This is a genomic window from Rhizobium sophorae, assembly GCF_013087515.1.
GTDB lineage: Bacteria > Pseudomonadota > Alphaproteobacteria > Rhizobiales > Rhizobiaceae > Rhizobium > Rhizobium sophorae.
Map to the genome: position 1 here is coordinate 192,932 of NZ_JABFCN010000045.1, position 19,551 is coordinate 212,482.

21 protein-coding genes are annotated in these 19,551 nt (G+C 61.9%); 8 read left to right on the plus strand and 13 right to left on the minus strand.

Translation table 11 applies throughout. From position 1 onward, the window contains the following. Position 1 precedes the first annotated feature (1 nt). Positions 2-898: a 4-(cytidine 5'-diphospho)-2-C-methyl-D-erythritol kinase gene (locus tag G9X64_RS23745; RefSeq protein ID WP_168311401.1), complete on the plus strand. Its 897-nt coding sequence runs from the start codon at positions 2-4 to the stop codon at positions 896-898. Beyond that, a complete protein-coding gene (gene moaB / locus G9X64_RS23750) occupies positions 898-1,449 on the plus strand; it encodes a molybdenum cofactor biosynthesis protein B (protein ID WP_020048682.1) in 552 nt (183 codons plus the stop codon). Before G9X64_RS23745 ends, moaB begins: the two co-directional genes overlap by 1 nt. Positions 1,450-1,471: 22 nt before the next feature. Here the strand turns inward: moaB and G9X64_RS23755 are convergent, their stop codons facing one another. Next, positions 1,472-1,807 (minus strand): hypothetical protein, encoded by a 336-nt coding sequence (locus G9X64_RS23755; protein ID WP_168311402.1) that lies wholly within the window; start codon positions 1,805-1,807, stop codon positions 1,472-1,474. A gap of 191 nt (positions 1,808-1,998) precedes the next feature. After that, on the minus strand, positions 1,999-2,517 hold the full coding sequence (locus tag G9X64_RS23760; RefSeq protein ID WP_018245012.1) for a glycosyltransferase family 2 protein: 519 nt from the start codon (positions 2,515-2,517) through the stop codon (positions 1,999-2,001). 137 nt (positions 2,518-2,654) lie between these two features. Between G9X64_RS23760 and G9X64_RS23765 the strand changes: the two genes are divergently transcribed. After that, the gene (locus G9X64_RS23765; protein WP_168311403.1) at positions 2,655-3,812 is read left to right on the plus strand and encodes a PA0069 family radical SAM protein; all 1,158 of its coding nucleotides are present in this window, start codon (positions 2,655-2,657) and stop codon (positions 3,810-3,812) included. Positions 3,813-4,035: 223 nt separating this feature from the next. Then, on the plus strand, positions 4,036-4,725 hold the full coding sequence (gene rnhB / locus G9X64_RS23770; RefSeq protein WP_168311404.1) for a ribonuclease HII: 690 nt from the start codon (positions 4,036-4,038) through the stop codon (positions 4,723-4,725). Between the two features lie 225 nt (positions 4,726-4,950). Here the strand turns inward: rnhB and G9X64_RS23775 are convergent, their stop codons facing one another. The 11 genes from G9X64_RS23775 to G9X64_RS23825 all read right to left on the minus strand — a co-directional run bounded on the left by G9X64_RS23775 (position 4,951) and on the right by G9X64_RS23825 (position 16,193). After that, the gene (locus G9X64_RS23775) at positions 4,951-5,442 is read right to left on the minus strand and encodes a F0F1 ATP synthase subunit B (protein ID WP_168311405.1); all 492 of its coding nucleotides are present in this window, start codon (positions 5,440-5,442) and stop codon (positions 4,951-4,953) included. A gap of 3 nt (positions 5,443-5,445) precedes the next feature. Next, on the minus strand, positions 5,446-6,069 hold the full coding sequence (locus G9X64_RS23780; RefSeq protein ID WP_029872627.1) for a F0F1 ATP synthase subunit B: 624 nt from the start codon (positions 6,067-6,069) through the stop codon (positions 5,446-5,448). A 77-nt stretch (positions 6,070-6,146) separates the two neighbouring features. Further along, positions 6,147-6,374: a F0F1 ATP synthase subunit C gene (locus G9X64_RS23785; protein WP_003545854.1), complete on the minus strand. Its 228-nt coding sequence runs from the start codon at positions 6,372-6,374 to the stop codon at positions 6,147-6,149. Positions 6,375-6,441: 67 nt separating this feature from the next. Further along, entirely contained in the window at positions 6,442-7,194 is a 753-nt protein-coding gene (locus G9X64_RS23790; protein WP_168311406.1) for a F0F1 ATP synthase subunit A, read from the minus strand. Positions 7,195-7,256: 62 nt separating this feature from the next. Further along, complete coding sequence (locus G9X64_RS23795; RefSeq protein WP_012756239.1) at positions 7,257-7,595, minus strand: AtpZ/AtpI family protein; 339 nt, start codon at positions 7,593-7,595, stop codon at positions 7,257-7,259. 271 nt (positions 7,596-7,866) lie between these two features. After that, entirely contained in the window at positions 7,867-9,096 is a 1,230-nt protein-coding gene (locus G9X64_RS23800; protein WP_168311407.1) for a cell wall hydrolase, read from the minus strand. 263 nt (positions 9,097-9,359) lie between these two features. Then, positions 9,360-11,258, minus strand: coding sequence for a potassium transporter Kup (locus G9X64_RS23805; RefSeq protein WP_168311408.1), 1,899 nt, complete (start codon positions 11,256-11,258; stop codon positions 9,360-9,362). Between the two features lie 18 nt (positions 11,259-11,276). Next, complete coding sequence (locus tag G9X64_RS23810; RefSeq protein ID WP_168311409.1) at positions 11,277-12,254, minus strand: magnesium transporter CorA family protein; 978 nt, start codon at positions 12,252-12,254, stop codon at positions 11,277-11,279. A gap of 447 nt (positions 12,255-12,701) precedes the next feature. Continuing rightward, positions 12,702-13,874, minus strand: coding sequence for an Mrp/NBP35 family ATP-binding protein (locus G9X64_RS23815; protein ID WP_168311410.1), 1,173 nt, complete (start codon positions 13,872-13,874; stop codon positions 12,702-12,704). Positions 13,875-14,407: 533 nt separating this feature from the next. Then, positions 14,408-15,142: a LuxR family transcriptional regulator gene (locus tag G9X64_RS23820; protein ID WP_168311411.1), complete on the minus strand. Its 735-nt coding sequence runs from the start codon at positions 15,140-15,142 to the stop codon at positions 14,408-14,410. Positions 15,143-15,395: 253 nt separating this feature from the next. Beyond that, positions 15,396-16,193: an IclR family transcriptional regulator gene (locus G9X64_RS23825; RefSeq protein WP_168311412.1), complete on the minus strand. Its 798-nt coding sequence runs from the start codon at positions 16,191-16,193 to the stop codon at positions 15,396-15,398. Positions 16,194-16,297: 104 nt separating this feature from the next. Here G9X64_RS23825 and G9X64_RS23830 point away from each other — a divergent pair, with 104 nt between their 5' ends. The 4 genes from G9X64_RS23830 to G9X64_RS23845 are packed head-to-tail and all read left to right on the plus strand — an operon-like array spanning position 16,298 to position 19,518. Continuing rightward, positions 16,298-17,062, plus strand: a complete 765-nt coding sequence (locus G9X64_RS23830; RefSeq protein ID WP_376766410.1) for an SDR family NAD(P)-dependent oxidoreductase — start codon at positions 16,298-16,300, stop codon at positions 17,060-17,062. Next, positions 17,062-17,979 (plus strand): 2-dehydro-3-deoxygalactonokinase, encoded by a 918-nt coding sequence (locus tag G9X64_RS23835; protein ID WP_168311413.1) that lies wholly within the window; start codon positions 17,062-17,064, stop codon positions 17,977-17,979. The genes G9X64_RS23830 and G9X64_RS23835 overlap by 1 nt, the downstream gene beginning before the upstream one ends. Positions 17,980-17,992: 13 nt before the next feature. Continuing rightward, complete coding sequence (locus tag G9X64_RS23840) at positions 17,993-18,634, plus strand: 2-dehydro-3-deoxy-6-phosphogalactonate aldolase (RefSeq protein ID WP_168311414.1); 642 nt, start codon at positions 17,993-17,995, stop codon at positions 18,632-18,634. Continuing rightward, a complete protein-coding gene (locus G9X64_RS23845; protein ID WP_168311415.1) occupies positions 18,631-19,518 on the plus strand; it encodes an SMP-30/gluconolactonase/LRE family protein in 888 nt (295 codons plus the stop codon). Before G9X64_RS23840 ends, G9X64_RS23845 begins: the two co-directional genes overlap by 4 nt. Positions 19,519-19,551 lie beyond the last annotated feature (33 nt).

A 19,551-nucleotide genomic window follows, 5' to 3' on the forward strand; every position in this document is an offset into this window, starting at 1 on the left:
TATGCCTGAAGAGGGCCTGGCCGAGGCTTTCGGCGTCACCGAAGAGGCGCGCGCGAAGATCAACCTCGCCCTGCATGTGACGGGCCAGCGGGCGGATAGTTATCATCTGCTCGACATGCTGGTGACCTTCGCCGATTGCGGCGACCGGCTGGGCTTCCTGCCTTCGCAGGCCGACACGTTCACCCTGTCTGGCCGCTTCGGCGAAACGCTTGCCGACGATGGCGGCACCAACCTGGTGCTGCGGGCGCGCGATCTGCTGCGCGAAGCGGTCGGTCCCCTCGCCTTCCCTGTCCATATCCACCTGCAAAAGAACCTGCCGATCGCCTCCGGCATCGGCGGCGGCTCGGCCGATGCAGCGGCGACCCTGCGCGGCCTGATGCGGCTCTGGGGCATGAGCCTGCCGGTGGAAGCGCTTGCTACGCTCTCGCTGAAGCTCGGCGCCGATGTGCCGATGTGCCTGGAGAGCCGGCCGCTGATTGCCCGCGGCATCGGCGAACAGATCGAAGCTGTGCCGGAACTGCCGGCCTTTGCCATTGTGCTGGCCAATCCGCTGAAAGGCGTCTCGACGCCGGAAGTTTTCCGCCGGCTGCCCGCGAAGAACAATCCGCCTCTGAACCTGGCTTCAAATCTCGCTGGGACTGCCGACTGGCTCGCGGCGATCGGCATCGCCCGCAACGACCTGGAGCCGCCGGCGCGCGAACTCGTGCCCGAGATTTCGGCGATCTCGGCAATGCTGCAGGCCCGCGGCGCCCTGTTGACCCGCATGTCCGGCTCCGGCGCCACCTGTTTTGGCATCTTTACTACTATGGCCGCTGCGCAAGAGGCGGTGACAACTCTTCACGGCGAGCGGCCGGACTGGTATTTCCAGGCGACGGAAACGGTTTCGGGAGGCGCATGATGGCAGGTCTGGACGAAAAGCGGCCCTTCATCGCGGTCGGCATTGCGGTTCTCACGATCTCGGATACACGCACGCCGGAAACGGACAAGTCAGGCGACACGCTGGCGGCGCGGATCACGGAGGCGGGGCACAGGCTGGTCGACCGGGGGATCGTGCCCGATGATCGCGAAAAGATCGCCGCGCGGGTGAAGGCCTGGACTGAGAACCAAGACATAGACGTCGTCATCACCACAGGCGGCACCGGCTTTACCGGCCGCGATGTGACGCCAGAGGCGCTGGAGCCTTTGTTCGAAAAGCGGATGGACGGCTTTTCCGCCATCTTCCACCGCATCTCCTACGAGAAGATCGGCACGGCGACGATCCAATCGCGCGCCACGGCAGGTGTTGCCAACGCCACCTTCATCTTCGTGCTGCCGGGTTCGCCCGGCGCCTGCCGGGATGCCTGGGACGGCATTCTGAAAGGACAGCTCGACTATCGCAGCGCGCCGTGCAATTTCGTCGAGATCATGCCGCGTCTGGACGAGCACCTGAAACGCGGCGCGACAAAATAGACTGCCTGCAACAGCGGCATTCTTATGTCGCAAGGCCCGGCAGGACGGGCATCGTGTCCCAGCTGTCACCCGACAGCAGGACGCAGCTTATGCCGTGAACATCCGTGACGATGAGGGTCCAGGTGCCGCTTTCGGCGGCATAGACCTCGAGAATGGCGTTCTGGTTGATCAGTCCGACTGCCGTGAGCTTTTCGGCGAAGGTCTTGTCCAGGAAATTGACGATTTCGGGTCGGCCTGCGCAACTGCGCATCATCTGCGATGCTGCCGAATGCGGATGCGCGATCACCAATGTCGGCAATATGACGGCCATGAGGCCGTAGATCATACTGCGTACGCCGTAGATCCTACCGCGTGTCATGACGCACCTCCTTTCGCCGGGAACCCGGCAGAAGAGGAGATTTTTCGCTGACCTGTTCTGCCGTTCACCGGCATTTCATGGCCATTCCGTTGCGAAGCGCGGCGCTTCGACGGCGCCATGTTTTGAATTATAGCGCGAAATCCTATTGGGCGCCATGTTTTGCGCGCGGCCCATCGAGAAGGTTGCGATGCCTATCGCGCAGCGCGGGCAACCCATGACGGAATCAGTTCGCTCGCGAGCTTGCGCGGCTTCTGGCCCTTGACGAATTCGGTAAGTCGCATCCCGCTTTTGGCGATGGCGAGCGCCTGCTTCTTCGGCAGCAGAAAGCCGAGTTCCAGCGGCGGCACGGCTCGGCCGACACGCTGGAAGAACGGGCGCCTATAGCCGCGCGATGCAGTGAAGCGCGCCGGCAGTTTGTTCAACGCCACATATTCGGCGATTTCATCGATCCAGCCGGCCTGCGGTCTCGCGCCGGGCTCGACGAAGAGCAGCCATTCACCGCGGGCGGAGCGGACAATGTCCTTGATATCCCATTGCGAATGGAAGCGGCAGCCGGCGGCGTCGGCGACCCGCGAGGTGCCGTCGCGCGAGCCGTGATCGAGCACGACCACATCGCTCACCAGCCCCTCCACCGCGCCTGCCACCAGTACCGATAAAGTCTGTGCCAGCTCAGATTCCTGATCCTGACATTCGAGAACAACCGTCAACATTGACCATTTATAATGCGCCGCACAAATTTTTGCCAGCGCCGTTTTCCTCATTTTGTTCTTGCATTGTTCTCGTTTTGCGGATAGGAATTTAATCAGCAAAACGCGGAGGCGATGGCTTTCCGCCGCGGGAGAATCCGATGAGAGAACAGTCCCTGGCAGGGCAGGCCGCATTCGCGCCTGCCAACACGGCAGATATTGCCGATGCGATGATCGTGTCCTCCGGTCTGAGAGTCGAGGTCGATCGGCGGCGTGGGCGTGGGGCGGGACTGAACCCGACAGGGCGGTTCGAAGCGCAGCAGCGCGAGACCGTCGATGATGGCTGGCAGACGTGGGAAGAGCTGCCGCCCTTCAAGACCGAAGTTCAGGTCGAGAAGCCGCGCACGGCCATCACCCGCAACGAATCCCCGGACCTTTCTTTCGATCGTTCGATCAATCCCTATCGCGGCTGCGAGCATGGCTGCATCTATTGTTTCGCCCGGCCGACGCACGCCTATATGGGGCTTTCTGCAGGGCTCGATTTCGAGACCAAGCTCTTTGCGAAGCCCGATGCGGCAAAACTGCTGGAGCGGGAACTCGCCAAGCCCGGCTACAAGGTGCGGGTGATCGCGATCGGCACCAATACCGATCCCTATCAGCCGATCGAGAAGGAATGGCGCATCATGCGCGGCATTCTCGAGGTGTTGAACAAGGCGAACCATCCGGTATCGATCGTCACCAAGTCGGCGATGATCCTGCGTGATCTCGACATTCTGCAGGAGATGGCAGCTAAGAACCTGGTGCGCGTCGGCATCTCGGTGACCACGCTGGACCGCAAGCTTGCCCGGACGATGGAGCCGCGTGCCGCCACACCGCCGCGGCGGCTGGAGACGATCCACACCCTTGCCGAAGCAGGCATCCAGACGGCTGTCATGGCCGCCCCGCTCATCCCGGCGCTGAACGACCACGAGCTGGAGCGCATCCTCGAATCGGCCAAGGCTGCCGGCGCCGCCGAGGCGAGCTATGTCATCCTCAGGCTGCCGCTCGAGGTCAGCCCGCTGTTTCGCGACTGGCTGCTGCAGCATTACCCCGATCGTTACCGGCATGTGATGTCGCTGGTGCGCTCGATGCGCGGCGGCAAGGATTATGATGCCGAATTCGGCAAGCGCATGAAGGGCGCCGGTCCCTATGCCTGGCAGATCGCCCGGCGCTTTGAAATGGCCGCCCGACGTTTCGGCCTGACGCGCCGCAGCGTGCCGTTGCGCGACGATCTGTTCGTACCGCCAGACGGCAGCGGCGTACAGCTGTCGCTGCTCTAACCTTTTGTTTTTACGCAATTCCGGACGGAAAACCGCTTCGCACTTTTCCTGGAATTGCTTCAAGCTTGCGCATCGGCTTCTCGACAAAACCGCCCTGTTTTCGAGCTCCGAGCGCAATTCCCGCGGATGGCCCTGACCGCCACCATCCGCCGGACCGGTCCCCGGCCGCCGCCCTGATCCGGGGACTTGCGGGAAATCGGGTTGGCGTGCGAGGTTCAGCCGCATGAAACCTCGCACGCCACCCGATTCTCCCCTGCTTTTCGACACGGCACCGCTCGTGCCGGATTTCAAACTCGAGCTCAAAGCCCGCAAGGCCGGCCATTGGCCGGTCGCCGGCGCCGATGAGGCTGGCCGCGGGCCGCTGGCGGGACCGGTCGTCGCTGCCGCCGTCATCCTCGATCCCAAGCGCATCCCCGAGGGTCTGAACGATTCCAAGCAGCTTTCGGCGCAACGGCGCGAGGAACTGTTCGTGCAGATTCTGGCGACTGCGACCGTCTCCATCGCTTCCTCGAGCTCGACGCGCATCGACGAGACGGATATCCGCAAGGCAAGCCTCGACGCCATGCGCCGCGCCATATGCAGCCTCGCCATTCCGGCCAGCTATGTGCTGACCGACGGACTCGACGTGCCGCCCGGCCTCGATTGCCCCGGACAGGCCGTGGTCAAGGGTGACGCCCGCTCGGTCTCGATCGCCGCCGCCTCGATCGTCGCCAAGGTGACACGCGACCGGATGATGGCGCGGGCGCATAGAGTGTTTCCGGATTACGGCTTTGCGGCGCATGTGGGCTACGGCACGGCGCAGCATCGCGCCGGCATCGAGCGGCACGGCCCCTGTTCTCTGCACCGGATGAGCTTCAGGCCGTTGCGCAAGACCGAGGATGGTCCCGAGACGGACGAGCTGCTTTCCGAGTAGTGCGCTTTCCAGGAGAAGCCGGGCATGCCAAACGCAACGGCCGGGTTAGGAAGTCGGCGCGTCTTGCTCCCTCTTCTCCCCAGCGGGGAGAAGAGACAAGTGGCGGCGTCACGCATCGTTCTCAGCCGTTCCGGCGTTTGAGGTAGAGGCTGCGAAAAAAGAGCTTTGCCAAAAACCAAAGGCCGGGACATGCCCGGCCTTCGCTCTCAATCTTTTCGAAAATGCTCAGTTCAGCCGCGTCTTGACCTGGCCGACGGCATTGCCGAAGAGCTCGGACTGCACCTTGGCGTCGGCCTGCTTGGCAAGCACGGTTTCGGCGGCCGCGATTGCGAGATCGACAGCTGCGGAACGCACCGCCTTCATCGCCTCGACCTCGGCCTGCTTGATCTTCTGCTCGGACAGCGCCGTGCGGTTGGCGACGAATTCTTCCGTCTTCTTCTTCGCCTCAGTGGTCAGCATTTCGGCTTCGCGCTCGGCGGCGGCAACGATGTGGGCCGCTTCGGCTTCCGCTTCCTTGCGCTTGCGCTGGTATTCGGCGAGCAGGTGCTGGGCCTCTTCGCGCAGGCGCTTGGCTTCGGCCAATTCGTTGCGGATCTGGTCGGCGCGGTCGTCGAGCGACCGTGCCAACATGCCCGGAACCTTCAGGTAAACGACCAGCGCCAGGAAGAGGACGAGGCCGACAAAGGCGAAGAAAGTCGCGTCAAAGGCAAATTCCATCGATCAAGCCTCCTTCTTGGCAGCCGCGACGGCGGCGGCGACATCGGCCTTGGCGACGGTGCCGCCGATCAGCTGATCGACCACGGCAGCCGCCGTTTCCTCGGCAATGGTGCCGACGTCGGCGAAGGCCTTGGCCTTGATCTCGCCGATGCGGAGCTCGGCAGCCTTGATCTTTTCCGAAAGGCTCGCCTCGACAGCGCGGCGTTCCTCTTCGGCCTTGGCCTTGGCGGCGTCGCGTGCGGCAGAGCCGATCGCGTTGGATTTGGCGCGGGCAGCGGCCAGTTCACCTTCATAGGTCTGGACGGCGGCGTCGGCTTCGGCCTTCAGGCGGCCTGCTTCTTCCAGATCCTGGGAGATACGCGTGTGACGCTGATCGAGGATCGCCCCGATGCGCGGCGCGATGACCTTTTGCATGAGCAAATAGAAGACGCCGAACGTGATCACCAGCCAGAGCAGCTGGGACGCGAAGGTCGTCGAATCGAAAGGCGGGAAAGGGCCGCGGGCGTGTTCGCCTTCGGCAACACCAGTCTCGGTATGGACCTCGCCTGCGGCCGGAGCGGCGTGCGCATCCGTACCCGTCGCTGCCGCCGGTGCTTCCTCAGCGTAAGCCGGGGTCACAAAAAACATGCTCACCTCCAGGTGGACTGCAAATGCAAAGGATCACGGCTTGCGGTCGCAGGCCGTGATCCATCTATTCGCCGATATCAGACGGCGAAGAGGAGGAGGAGAGCGACGAGCAGCGAGAAGATGCCCAGAGCTTCCGTAACGGCGAAGCCGAATACCAGACGGCCGAACTGGCTGTCAGCGGCAGACGGATTGCGCAGCGCGCCGGAGAGGTAGCTGCCGAAAATATTGCCGAGGCCGAGAGCCGTACCGGCCATACCAAAGCAAGCCAGGCCTGCACCGATGTACTTTGCTGCTTCCGCTTCCATGTTGAACTCCTTTGAAATGGTTGTTGCGGCGAATGACTGACGCCCTTTGACGTCGATGTCGTTATCCTTAGTGCCCGCCCGGATGGATTGCGTCGTTGAGGTACATGCAAGTCAGCACCGCAAAGACGTAAGCCTGAAGGAAGGCGACGAGGAACTCGAGACCGGTCAGGGCGACGGTCATGATGAGGGGAAGAACGGCGCCGCCGATACCGAGAGCACCCATGGTTCCAAGCGAGGCGACGAAGCCTGCGAACACTTTGAGCGTGATGTGGCCGGCGAGCATGTTGGCGAAGAGACGAACCGAGAGTGAAATCGGACGTGACAGGAAGGAGATGATTTCGATCGTGATGACCAGCGGCAGCAGAAGGCCCGGCACGCCCGAAGGCACGAAGACATTCAGGAAGTGGAAGCCATGCTTATAGAAACCGTAGACGAGAACCGTGCCAATGACGAGCAGGGCAAGGGCGAAGGTGACAATGATCTGGCTCGTCACCGTGAAGAAATAAGGGAACATGCCGAGCAGGTTCGCCGTCAGGACGAACATGAAGAGCGAAAAGACCAGCGGGAAGAACTTCATTCCCTGCTTGCCCGCGCCTTCCTTCAGCATGTTGGCGATGAATTCATAGGACATTTCCGCAACCGACTGCGAACGGCCCGGCACAATGGCGCGGTTCGAGGTCGCGAAATAGAGGAAGCCTGCGGCAGCGGCAGCCGAAACGGCCATGAAGAGCGATGCATTGGTGAACGAAAAATCAATTCCGCCGATTTCGATCGGCACAATCTTCTGGATCAGGAACTGATGAGTCGGATCGTTAGACACCGCTTGTTCTCTCTCTTTGGCCCGCAGGACGCGGGGTCATTGCACTGGACCGGGACCGGTCCTTATTTCTTGTCGTCCTTGTCGTCCAGGGGATGGGCCACCACCCCCGCAGAACGCAGCACGTTCAGAACGCCGGCACAGAATCCGAGAAGCAGAAGAACAATCAAACCCCAAGGCGCCGTGCCAACAAAACGGTCGAGGAGATAGCCAAGGAGAGCACCGACGACGATTGCGGAGATGAACTCGCTGGAAAGCTTCATCGCCTGGGCATAACCTTTGCGGCTTACCTCGGCGCGGGCTTCCCTAGCCTCGTCTTCTCCCGTCTCGACGCCCTTGGTCGCGAGTTTCGCTCCCAATTGCGCACGGCGCTTTTCTAGACTTTCCTCGCGGTCGTCCGCCATGGATCTCTCCTCGCCTGCCCGTCGCCCGCACTCCCGCTACCCCGGTCATTCGGACCCCGGACGCGAAGGTTGAGACCCTTCCGGCCCGTTCTGAAGTCGCGCGCAACATAGTTTTAGGGATTAGCATAGTCAAGGCGTAGACAGCTTCTGTCCAGCGAGAAAATAATTCCATCAAATCAAAGAGATAAATCGACTCTGGGTCGATCGCGCAAATTCGACGGAAAGAATCCGCTTTTCCGGGCCGGAAATCGGCTTGCCCCGGCGATTTATCTCAGCTCCAGCCGCCGCCATAGGTGCGATAGAAGACGTGAAGACCGATGCGGCCGACCTTTTCCATGGTCTTTGCCCATTTCGGGCGAACATAAACGGCATGGTAATGCGTCGCCGAGCCCACCTGCGGCAGCCAGATCTTGCCTGATGTCACCGCCATCGCCACATCGCGGGCGACTCTCCAGTGATATTCCGAATTCACCCTGTCCTTGATGCTGTCGCAGGCGAAGGAAAACTGGCAACGGTTGCGCCAATCCTCGTTCTGATAGACGACGCCGCAGATGGTCTTCGGATAGGAAGGGTTGCGGACGCGGTTGAGGATGACCTGGGCGACGGCCGCCTGCCCCTTCACCGATTCTCCGCGCGCCTCGAAATAGATGCCGGAGGCAAGGCACTGCTGTTCGCGGGCTGAAAAGACGCTCGGCGCCAATATGCTTGCAGCCCAAGCATGGTCGCGCGGACCGATCTCCGGAACGAAGCGGCCGCTGTCCTGCTCGGTTAGGATCGAATCGAACGGCGATTGGCGGGCATAGTCAGGTGCTGCCGGCCCATAGGCGGTGGCCAGCACATCGGCCTTGCTGCTGGTGACGAGGCTTGCGAGCATCGCCGGCACGCCATTATCGGTCACCACCGGCTGCGTCTTATAAAAAGATGTGGCGATCTCGATTTCCTTGCCCTGGATCTTCGGTTTGACGAAGGCCGACCTGTCCTTGAGATCAAAGCTCGGGGTGAAGAGCATCTTGGTGCGCTCGAGGATCGAGCCGGCGGAAAAATCCTTCGGCGGCTGCATCTTCTCGACGGCGACGACGCGGCCTTTCTTGCTGCCGCGGTTGACGCGATCCTCGTCCGGCGTGCCCTCGTGGCCCCTATCCTTGGCAGTGCCCTTGTCCTTAGCGGTAAAAGCGACCTTGCGGCCGTCTGGCAGCACCATGCCGGCACCGGCGGAGATCGAACCCGTCACCATCGGTTCGGCGAAGGCGAGTTCGGCCTGGTGGATAGAGCCGGCCGGCGAATTGGTCAGCACCATGCGCCAGTTCTCCCCCTCATGATCGAGGCCGGCGAGCATGGCGGCGAGATCGGCATGGGATGCGACGCTCGGGAAAATCAGCCAGCCGGCGAGACCGAAGATTGCGGGCGACACCCAATTCTCGGGAATGAGACGCAGCTTGCTACGGGAAGGGCTCTTTCGACGCAAGACGGACTCCGGGCATGGAACGCGGGAACATTCCATTGAAAATCTCGCATTAACCTTGACGTCCGGTTAACAGGCCGTGCCGGAATGTGACCGTGAGAGCTTTTGGATGTTCTAATGCAGCTGATAATTTCGTGGGATGAGGTGTATCGCAGCCTTGCACAGTCCCCCAACCCCTCCGCACAAGGGGGAGGGACTTAGCGCGGCACCGCCTCGCTTATTCTGAAGTGTCGAAAAGCTGACAGACGGCGCAACTGGTTAAGCCCCTCCCCCTTGTGGGGAGGGGTTTTTGCCCCACGCAATCAAATAATCACGTGCGAGCCCAGTTCCACCACCCGGTTGGCCGGTAGACGGAAGTAATCTGAGGGGTTGGCGGCGGCGTTGGCGAGCGCGATGTAGAGCCGGTCCTGCCAGTAGGGCATGCCAGACTTGGCGTCCGGCACCAGTTTGCGGCGGCCGAGATAGAAGGAGGTCGACATGATGTCGAACTTCAGTCCTGTCTTGCGCAATGTCGCCAAGGCCTGCGAGACGTTCTGCGATTCCATGAAGCCGAAGAGCAGTTCGACACGGGAGAAACGTTCGGAAATCTGCTCGACCCTGTAGCGGTCGTGGCTTGGCACACGCGGTTTATTGACCGTGCGGATCGTCAGGATGACGTTTCGGTCGTGAAGCACATGGTTGTGCTTGAGATTGTGTAGCAAAGCGGCGGGAGCCGACTCCGGATCGCTGGTCAGGAAGATCGCGGTGCCCGGAACCTGGGCCGGCGAATGTTCGCTCTTGCGCTCGATCGAGCTGACGAAGGAGGCGAGCGGAATATCGGTATGGCGGGTCTTTTCCATCAGGATCGCGGTGCCGCGGCGCCAGGTCCACATGACGACGGTAAAGGCGGTGGCGATCATGATCGGGATATAGCCTCCGTCGTGGATCTTCAAAAGGTTGGCGCCGAGGAAGATCAATTCGAGCACGACCAACGGCGCAAGCGCGATCACAGCAACGGGAAGCGACCAGTTCCAGCGGGCGCGGACGAATTCGAAGGCCATGATCGAGGTGACGACCATGGCGCCGGTGACGGAGATGCCGTAGGCGGTCGCCAGCGCGTCCGAGGTCTTGAAACTTAAGACCAGGAAGATGACGCCGATGAACAGCACGGCGTTGACCGAAGGTACGAAGATCTGCCCGGTATTGGTTTCCGAGGTGAAGAGGATTTCCATGCGCGGCAGGAAGCCGAGGTTGATGCCCTGGCGCACCATCGAGAAGGCACCGGTGATGACAGCTTGGCTGGCGATGATCGTCGCGGCGGTCGCCAGGATGACGACCGGCAGCAGCGCCCATTTCGGATACATCAGATAGAAGGGATCGGACATCGTCATCGGATTGCCGAGAACGAGCGCCCCCTGCCCGAGATAATTCAGCGTCAGCGCCGGGAAAACCAGCAGAAACCAGGCCCACTGGATCGGGCGGCGGCCGAAATGGCCGAGATCGGCATAGAGCGCCTCAGCGCCCGTCACCGTCAGGAAGACGGCGCCAAGCACGACAATGCCGTAGAAACCCTCATGCAGCAGGAAGGCGACGGCATAATAGGGATTGAAGGCGGCAAGGATGCCGTAATCATCCGAGATATGGGAAATGCCGGCGGCGGCCATGACAAGGAACCAGACGGCGGTGATCGGGCCGAAGAACTTCGCGACGGCGCCGGTGCCGCGCGATTGCACGACGAAGAGCAGCGCCAGGATCACCACTGAGATCGGCACGATATATTCAGAGAGCCTGGGTGTGACGAGCTTCAGACCTTCGACGGCCGACAGCACGGACAGTGCCGGCGTGATCATCGCATCGCCGAGGAAGAGTGCTGCGCCCATCAGGCCGAGCAGCATCAGCATGGCGGTATGCCCGTTGGCGGTCTTCATCAGAAGAGCGAGCAGCGACAGCGTGCCGCCCTCGCCGTCGTTGTCGGCGCGCAGCAGGAAGAGCACATATTTGATGGTGACGATGATCGTCAGCGCCCAGATCATCAGCGAGATCAGGCTGATGACTTCGAAACGGGTGAGGCCGTCATGGGCCACTGGCTTCAGCGCCTCGCGAAAGGCATAGAGCGGGCTGGTGCCGATATCGCCGTAGACGACGCCGACGGAACCCAGCCCGAGATAGAACAGCTTTTTCGGCGTCATATGGCGTTCGTTCGGATGGCTATCTTCGGACATGAAGTTTCAACAGGCTCCTCAGAGCCAGCCTTTCCAGCGGAAAAAGAAAAAAGGGATGACGGCGGATAACACCATCAGGGCCAGCGAATAGGGATAACCCGCGGCCCAGGTGAGCTCCGGCATGACCTGAAAGTTCATGCCATAGATGGAGGCGACCAATGTCGGCGGCAAGAATACCACTGAGGCAATCGAGAAAATCTTGATGATCGAGTTCTGCTCGATGTTGATCAGCCCGAGCGAAGCATCGAGCAGGAAGGTGATGTTGGCGGCGACGAAGGAAGCATGCTCCGACAGCGACTGGATATCGCGGGAAACAGTACGGCAGAGCTCCTTCGCCTCGGGGTCCTGCTGGATCGCCGGGATGGTGTGAAAGAAGGTCAGCAGGCGGGAAAGCGAACCGAGGCTGTCGCGCACCTTGCTGATCATCCGGTGATGGCCGGCAATGTCACGCAGCTTCTCCTCGAGATAGTTCGAGGGCTTGCGCACCTTCCTTGCCCGGTCGCCGAAGACATGCATCGACAGAATGTCGAGGCGCGAGACGGCGATCTCGAGGATCTCGGCGGTGCGGTCGACGATCGTCTCCAAGAGCTTGGCGAGAAGGGCAGCGCCGCTGCGCCAGTTTTCCGGCAGCCGGTGGAGGGCGGCGATGAACAGTGCAAAGGATTTGGGATGGGCGTAGCGAATGGTGACCAGGCGATTTCCAGCCAGGATGAAGGCGACATCGGTCAGCGTCGGTACGTCCGTGTCAGCCTTCCAGAGCAGCGAGGCGGTCATGAAGACGGCGTCGTTTTCGACGTAGAGACGGGCGGAAGGCTCGATATCCTTGAGGTCGTCGCGGGTCGGAACCTCGATGCCGAGAACCTTCTCGACATAGAGTTCCTCATCGCGGGTCGGCTCGATCATGTCGATCCAGACGACATCCTCGGGAAAGGACGCGGCATGCGACAGATCGCGGATCTCGACTGACCTGCAATTGGAACAGTAAGCGGTGATCACCGGTCGTCTCTCCCGCTGCATCCAACCTTAAAGGCCGGCATGCGCGTTGTGCTCAACCGCATCGCAGTTCCCAATCCTTCGATCGACAAGACAACTCCGAACTTGCAGGCGGGCCGGCCTCTTCGAAAGGAAGACAGCCGTCACTGAGCATCTGCAGCAAAACGCCATCATGGCGCCGCGGCATATGAAGCAAAGCCGTGAAATAATCAAGACATCTTCCGTGAAACGCGGCTTTTCACCACGTTTCCCCCACAATTTGGGGTATCCGCCGCGGCGATTCGGCGCCCTCTAAAGTGCCGCGCATTGCAGCTGACCCATGCGACGCGCTTCAGCTTTTTGTTTATGCATGCCGCTATCCCGGAACCGCCTCACACTTCCGGGTGACATGCATTTTGTTTTATGCATGCCGTTATCCCGGAACCGCTTCACACTTCCGGGCGACATGCATTATTCGAAGACGATTGTCGGCGCCGGACGCTGGGACTGGCCGGCGATCTGTTCCCAGACCTTGGCGGCGATGCCGCGATAGATGCCGGCGACGACGCCGTTCGGCTCGGAGGCGACAAGCGGCGTGCCGGCGTCGGAGGTTTCGCGGATGTTCATCGTCAGCGGCACTTCGCCCAGGAAGGGCACGCCGATGCGCTCTGCCTCCTTGCGGGCGCCGCCATGGCCGAAGATGTCGTAGCGGGTGCCGGTATCCGGGGCGATGAAATAGCTCATGTTCTCGACGATGCCGAGCACCGGCACCTCGACCTTGCGGAACATGTTGAGGCCCTTGCGGGCATCGATCAGCGCGAGATCCTGCGGCGTCGAGACGATGACGGCGCCGGCAAGCGGCACCTGCTGGGCCATGGTCAATTGGGCGTCGCCTGTGCCGGGCGGCATGTCGACGACGAGGACGTCGAGCTCGCCCCAGGCGACTTCGCGCAGCATCTGCAATAGCGCCGACTGGACCATCGGCCCGCGCCAGATCATTGCCGTCTCCTCGTCGACAAGGAAGCCCATCGACATGACCTTGAGGCCATAATTCTCCATCGGATTGATGATGCGGCCGTCGATCTGCGTCGGGCGGCCGGATATCTTCAACAGCCGCGGCATCGAGGGACCATAGATATCGGCATCGAGAATGCCGACACGAAGACCGTTGGCGAGCAGGCCGAGTGCGAGATTGACGGCGGTGGTCGACTTGCCGACCCCGCCCTTGCCCGAGGCGACGGCGATGATGGCGCCGATGCCGGGCACGCCGATCTTGCCGGCGCGCTGCGGCTGTTGAGGAGCGTGGGCATGGCCCGCATGATCATGTTGGTGATCGTGGCCGGCATGGCCGTGAGGCGGGTTCGGCCGGGCAGCCGGAGCGGCAACGGCCGCCTTCTTGTCGGCGGTCAGTGTGACGAGGGCACCCTTGACGCCCGGCATTTCCTTGATGACGCGCTCGGCTGCGAGCCGCATCGGCTCCAGCTCCTTGGCGCGATCGGCCGGGACGGTGATGGAGAAATAAACCTTGCCGTCGGAGATGAAGACGTCAGAGACCATGCCGAGCTCGACGATATCGTGCTCGAGATCCGGTCCACGCACGGTCTTCAGCGTTTCGAGAACCTGTTCCTTGGTGACGTCGGCCATTCCACCCTCACTGCTTCTTGCAGATCACAAATAGTGGAGACGGAAGCCTTCGCCAAACAAAATCATCGGGAGGAAAATCCGGCACGCCAAAAGAGCGCCGGGGAGAATTGGCAATCCGTTGCGGCCATCAAGTCCGCCGGGCTTTCGCCCTGATGGCCGCAACGGTCTCCCCGAGAACCGGCGCAATCCGGGGCGAACTAGAGCAAGCCGAAAAAAAGACCAGCGAAAAGTGAACGGGGAAGACAAAATCTCAGACAGCCGGGAAAGAAGCGGTGCCAAAACGCAACAACCGCCGCCGACACCGAAGAGCCGGGAGAAAAGCGGCATCGGCGTCGGGCAGCAGTGTGTCGGCCGCGCCATTTCCTGGCGCTGGTCTCAAAGTCCCCTCTGGACCTCTCGCACAAGAGATGCAGAAAGCGTGCCAGATGGAAAATCAGAGAAAAGACTGTAAAAGCGCTTGCGACAGCCCCTCAGCGGGAAAGATATGCCTACGCGCTAGGCGGCTTCGACAGCAGTCGGTTGTTTTTTGCAACTTATTTGATCAGGCCGATGCGCAGCGCCTTGGCGACCGCTTGGGTGCGATTGACCGTGTCGAGCTTCTTGGTGGCGCGGTTGAGGTAGTGATTGACCGTATGCTCGGACAGCGTCAGGATTTCGGCGATTTCGGCGCTGGTCTTGCCGGCCGCCGTCCAGTTGAGGCAATCGATCTCGCGGTCGGTCAGCGTGTCCGTCATGCGCGTATCGAGGTTGCGGATCTCGGCAAGCCTATCGAAGACATGGATGGCGATGTAGCAGAGTTCGCGCATTTCCGCCGGGCTGAAGGGCTCGCGGTCGCCGGCGAAAGAGATGGCGCCGCGCAGCCCGGAGGGCTCATGCGTCGGGAAATAGGCGCAGCGCATCATCTTGAAACGTTCGAACAGGGAGGCGACGAGAATGGACTTGCCGTCGTCCCGCGACCAGTTCTGCCGGGACATGTCGTAGAAGAAGGGCCGCGCGGATGTTCTGAGCCGCCTGAGGACCGGGCTGTTCACCAACAAGCCTTCCTGGTCGTAGAGCGCCAGAAGCTCGGCCGGCCAACTGGTGATGACAGTGCTGCCCTGAAGATCGAAGGAGGTGATCGGCGGCAGGTTGAGAACCATGAAGGCACGGCTGCGATAGGCTTCCGTCACGCGTTTCATGAAACGGAAAATATCGAACTGGGTCTTCAGGCCCGCTATTTCCTGAACATAATCGTCTTCTTCCGTGGATGTTTGCGACAAGGGTGCCATCACATTTCTTCATCTTCGGCACAGCGGCCGGCAAACCGTTCGCGAAACCTGCCCGCCGCGGCCGGCTCGATTGCATCGGGAAACGACGATCGCTGGTTGGAATCGGCTTCAGCGTTGAGCGTTCGGCCGGTGAATGGTTGCAGATTTCGCGGACCGTTCTAGTTGTGGTGATTCGCCGAAAAATCTCAATATCGGGCTTATCATAAGCATGCTCTGCGACTACGTCCAGCAGTAGCCGATGGCGATTTTTCCCTCAGCGGCGCGGACCAAGACGGACGCGCATGCCTTCCATGATCCTGACAGCCGCCAGTTGCACCGGAACGACCCATTGATGCAGAAGTTCCATCGACAAGCGATAGGCCGGGCCGGTAATCGAAATGCCCCCCATGAAGGTCCGATCCTCCGACCAGACGGGCGCGGCAACGCAACGAATGCCGGCCTCATGTTCTTCGCGGTCGAAGGCATAGCCCTGATCGGCAATCTCGCGGATCTCGGCAAGCAGCGTTTCGGCAGAGACATGGGTCGAGGCGGTAAAGCTGGTGAAGCTCACGCCGGCAAGCAGATCGACGAGGCTTTCGGCCGGCAGCAGCGAAAGGGCGGCCTTGCCGACGCCGGTGCAATAACAGGGCGAGGCATTGCCGATCTGCGAATACATGCGCACCGGCTGACGGCCTTCGACCTTATCGAGATAGATGATCGACTGCCCCCTGAGGACACCGAGATGCACCGTCTCGCCGGTCGCCTGCTGCAGATCTCTAAGGTGCGGTTCGGCAATCAGGCGGAATTCGTTGCGCGCCCAGCTGCGCGCGGCGAAATCGAGCAGGCGCAGGCCGGGCGCATAACGCCCGTCGCCATCGAACTCGAGCAGCCCCTCCTCCACCAGGTGGGTGAGCTGGCGATGCAACGTGCCGCGCGGCTGGCCGGCAAGGGCCAGGATATCGGTGAAACGCAGCGGCGCATCGGCATGGGTGACGAGATCGAGCAGAACCATCAGTTTGCCGAGCGTGCCGGTCTCGCGTGCCTGTGCCGTGCTTTCGCCGTTTGAATTCATCGCTTCGTCCGCCCTTGACAGGACGGGCAGTGTAATTCGATAATTCCATATAGTCAAATTAAGTTCCAAATAATGGAACACAAAGTCGGGAGGCGACGGTGACCATGATGGCAGCACAATTTCCCGAGTTCAACGACCGAGCCGTGCTGGTGACCGGCGGCGGATCGGGCATCGGTGCTGCGATCGTCGAAGGTTTCGCGCGCCAGGGCGCCAAGGTCGCGTTCATCGATATCGCCGAGGCCGCCGGCCGCGAACTTGCCGAAAGGCTGTCGCGGGAGACGGCGCATCCGGTCTCCTTTTACCATGCCGACCTGCGCGACATCGCCGCGATCCGGCACACGGTCGATACCGTCATTGCGAGCTTGGGGCCGATCCGGGTGCTGGTCAACAATGCCGCCTGGGACGACCGCCATGAATTCGACGCGGTGACCGAGGCCTATTGGGACAACAACCAGGCGGTCAACCTCAAGCATGTGTTCTTCACCTCGCAGGCAGTCGTGCCGTCGATGCGGACGGCCGGCGGCGGGGCGATCATCAATATGTCGTCAATCGCCTTCAAGCTGAACATGGGCGGCTTTCCCGCCTATGCGGCAGCCAAGGCGGCGGTCGTCGGGCTGACGAAGAGCCTGGCGGGCAGGCTCGGGCCGGAAAACATCCGGGTCAACTGCATCCTGCCTGGCATGGTCGTCACCGAGCGGCAGATGCAGCACTGGCTCACCGAGGAGAGCATTGCGCGCTCGGTCGAGGACCAGTGCCTGAAGGTCGCGCTCAAACCCGATGCGATCGTCGGTCCCTGCCTGTTTCTTGCATCCGACTGTGCGGCGGCGATGACCGCCCAGTCCCTGATTGTCGATGGAGGCGTTCTGTAATGGCTAATCCCGCTTATGTCGCGGTGGACTGGGGCACTAGCAGCTTCCGGCTCTGGCTGATCGGTCGGGACGGCACCGTCCTTGCCGAGCGCCGTAGCGGCGAAGGCATGACGAGCGCCGCAAAGACCGGCTTTTCCGCCGTGCTTGCCGGCCATCTCGCCGCCATCGAGGCGCCGGAAAGCCTGCCGGTGATCGTCTGCGGCATGGCCGGCGCCAGGCAAGGCTGGGTCGAGGCCGGTTATATCGATGTGCCGGCGCCGCTCGCCTCGATCCTGACCGGGGCGGTCTCCGTGCCCGGCGAAAGCCGCGACATCCGCATCCTGCCGGGCCTTGCCCAGCGGGACATGGCAAGGCCCGACGTCATGCGCGGCGAGGAAACCCAGCTTCTCGGCGCGCTCGGCCCAGCAAGCTCGGGGGCGCAGGCGGTCTGCATGCCCGGCACCCATTCGAAATGGGTGCATGTGACGGACAGCAAGGTGACCGGCTTTTCGACCTTCATGACCGGCGAGCTTTTCGACGTCATCAGCAAACACACGATCCTTTCGCATGCCGTTGCCGGCGCAGGAGAGCAGCCGGCGGATGCGGCAGCCTTCGAGGCGGCGGTCTCGGCCGCTTTCGCACGCCCGGCTCTTGCCTCCAACCTGCTCTTTGCCGCCCGTTCCGGCCAACTCCTGCACGGGATTTCTGCCGCTGCCGCGCAAGCCCGGCTTTCCGGCACGCTGATCGGCCTCGAAATCGCCGGGGCGCTGAAGGATGCGGCAAACGGCACCACCATCACCCTCGTCGCCTCCGGGGGCCTGCAGGCGCTCTATGAACAGGCCTTCAAAACCCTCTCCCTTGCCTTCACCGCCATCGACGCCGACGCCGCCGTACGCCGCGGGCTTTCGGCTGCCGCCGAAGCCATCTGGCCGAACTGAGAAAGCTGACACGATGAACCGTATCCCCTTCCCCGACATGAAGCGCCCGCTGATCGCCATCCTTCGCGGCATCAGGCCTGAGGAGACCGAAAGCGTCGTCGGCGCCTTGATCGACAATGGCCTGACGGCGATCGAGATCCCGCTCAACTCACCGGAGCCGTTCAAATCCATCGAGATTGCCGCGAAGATGGCGCCGGCAGACGTGCTGATCGGCGCCGGCACGGTGCTGACCGTCGAGGCGGTCGACAGCCTGCATGCGGCCGGCGGCACGCTGCTGGTCACCCCGAATGTCGAGCCGGAGGTGATCATACGGGCGCGCGAATACGGCATGGTAACGATGCCGGGCGTCTTCACGCCGACCGAGGCGCTGGCCGCGGCACGCGCCGGCGCCACCGGTCTCAAATTCTTTCCGGCCAGCGTGCTCGGCCCTTCCGGCATTACGGCGATCCGGGCAATCCTGCCGCCGGAGCTGACGATTGCCGCCGTCGGCGGTGTCTCGGACAAGAATTTCGGCGATTATACCAAGGCCGGCATCTTTGCCTTCGGCCTCGGCACTAGCATCTACAAGCCAGGAATGACCGGGTCAGAGGTTGCCGAGCGCGCCAAGGCGACCATTTACGCCTATGATGCAGCCATTGGGAGCGTGAACGTATGACCGATATTTATGAGTTCGAGGGCAAAACACTTTGCAATACCAATTCCGTTCTCGGTGAGGGCCCGACCTATGATCCGGACAGCAATACCGTCTGGTGGTTCAACATCCTCGGCAAGGAACTGCACGAGCTCAACCTTTCGACGAGCGAGAAAAAGGTGCACCCGCTGCCTGTGATGGCGAGCGTATTGGCTCGCATCGACGCCGGGCGGCAGCTGATCGCGACGGAGGAAGGGCTGTTCGTACGTGATGTGGCGAGCGGCAACCTCACCTTCTACGCCGCGCTGGAAAACGACAGGCCGGAAAACCGTTCGAACGACGGCCGCACCCACCCTTCCGGTGCGCTCTGGATCGGCACGATGAGCAAGCGGGCGGAAAACCAGGCCGGCGCCATCTACCATGTCGCCGGCGGCAAGGTGACGAAGATCTTCAACGGCATCAGCATCCCGAATTCGATCTGCTTCTCGCCGGACGGCACGGTCGGCTATTATACGGATTCCCGAATCAACCGGCTGATGCGCGTCATGGTCGATCCGTTGACCGGCCTGCCCTCGGGCGAGCCGATCGTGCTCGTCGACAGCATGGACGACCCCGGCAGCATCGACGGCTCGGTGGTCGATGCCGACGGCTATCTGTGGAATGCGCGCTGGGGCGCCGGCGTCGTCGACCGCTACAGTCCGGACGGTCTGCGCATCTCGCGCTATATGGTTCCCGCCGTCCAGCCCTCCTGCCCTGCCTTCATCGGCGTCAATGCCGACCGGCTGGCGGTAACGACCGCCTGGGAAGGGCTGGATGAGGATGCCCGTTCGGCGCAGCCGAGCGCCGGCGCGCTGCTGGAACTCGGCATCGACGTCAAAGGTGTGTTCGATCCCGTCTATGTAATCTGATTTTTGCTTGTCATCGGTGATCAGAGGCGCTTC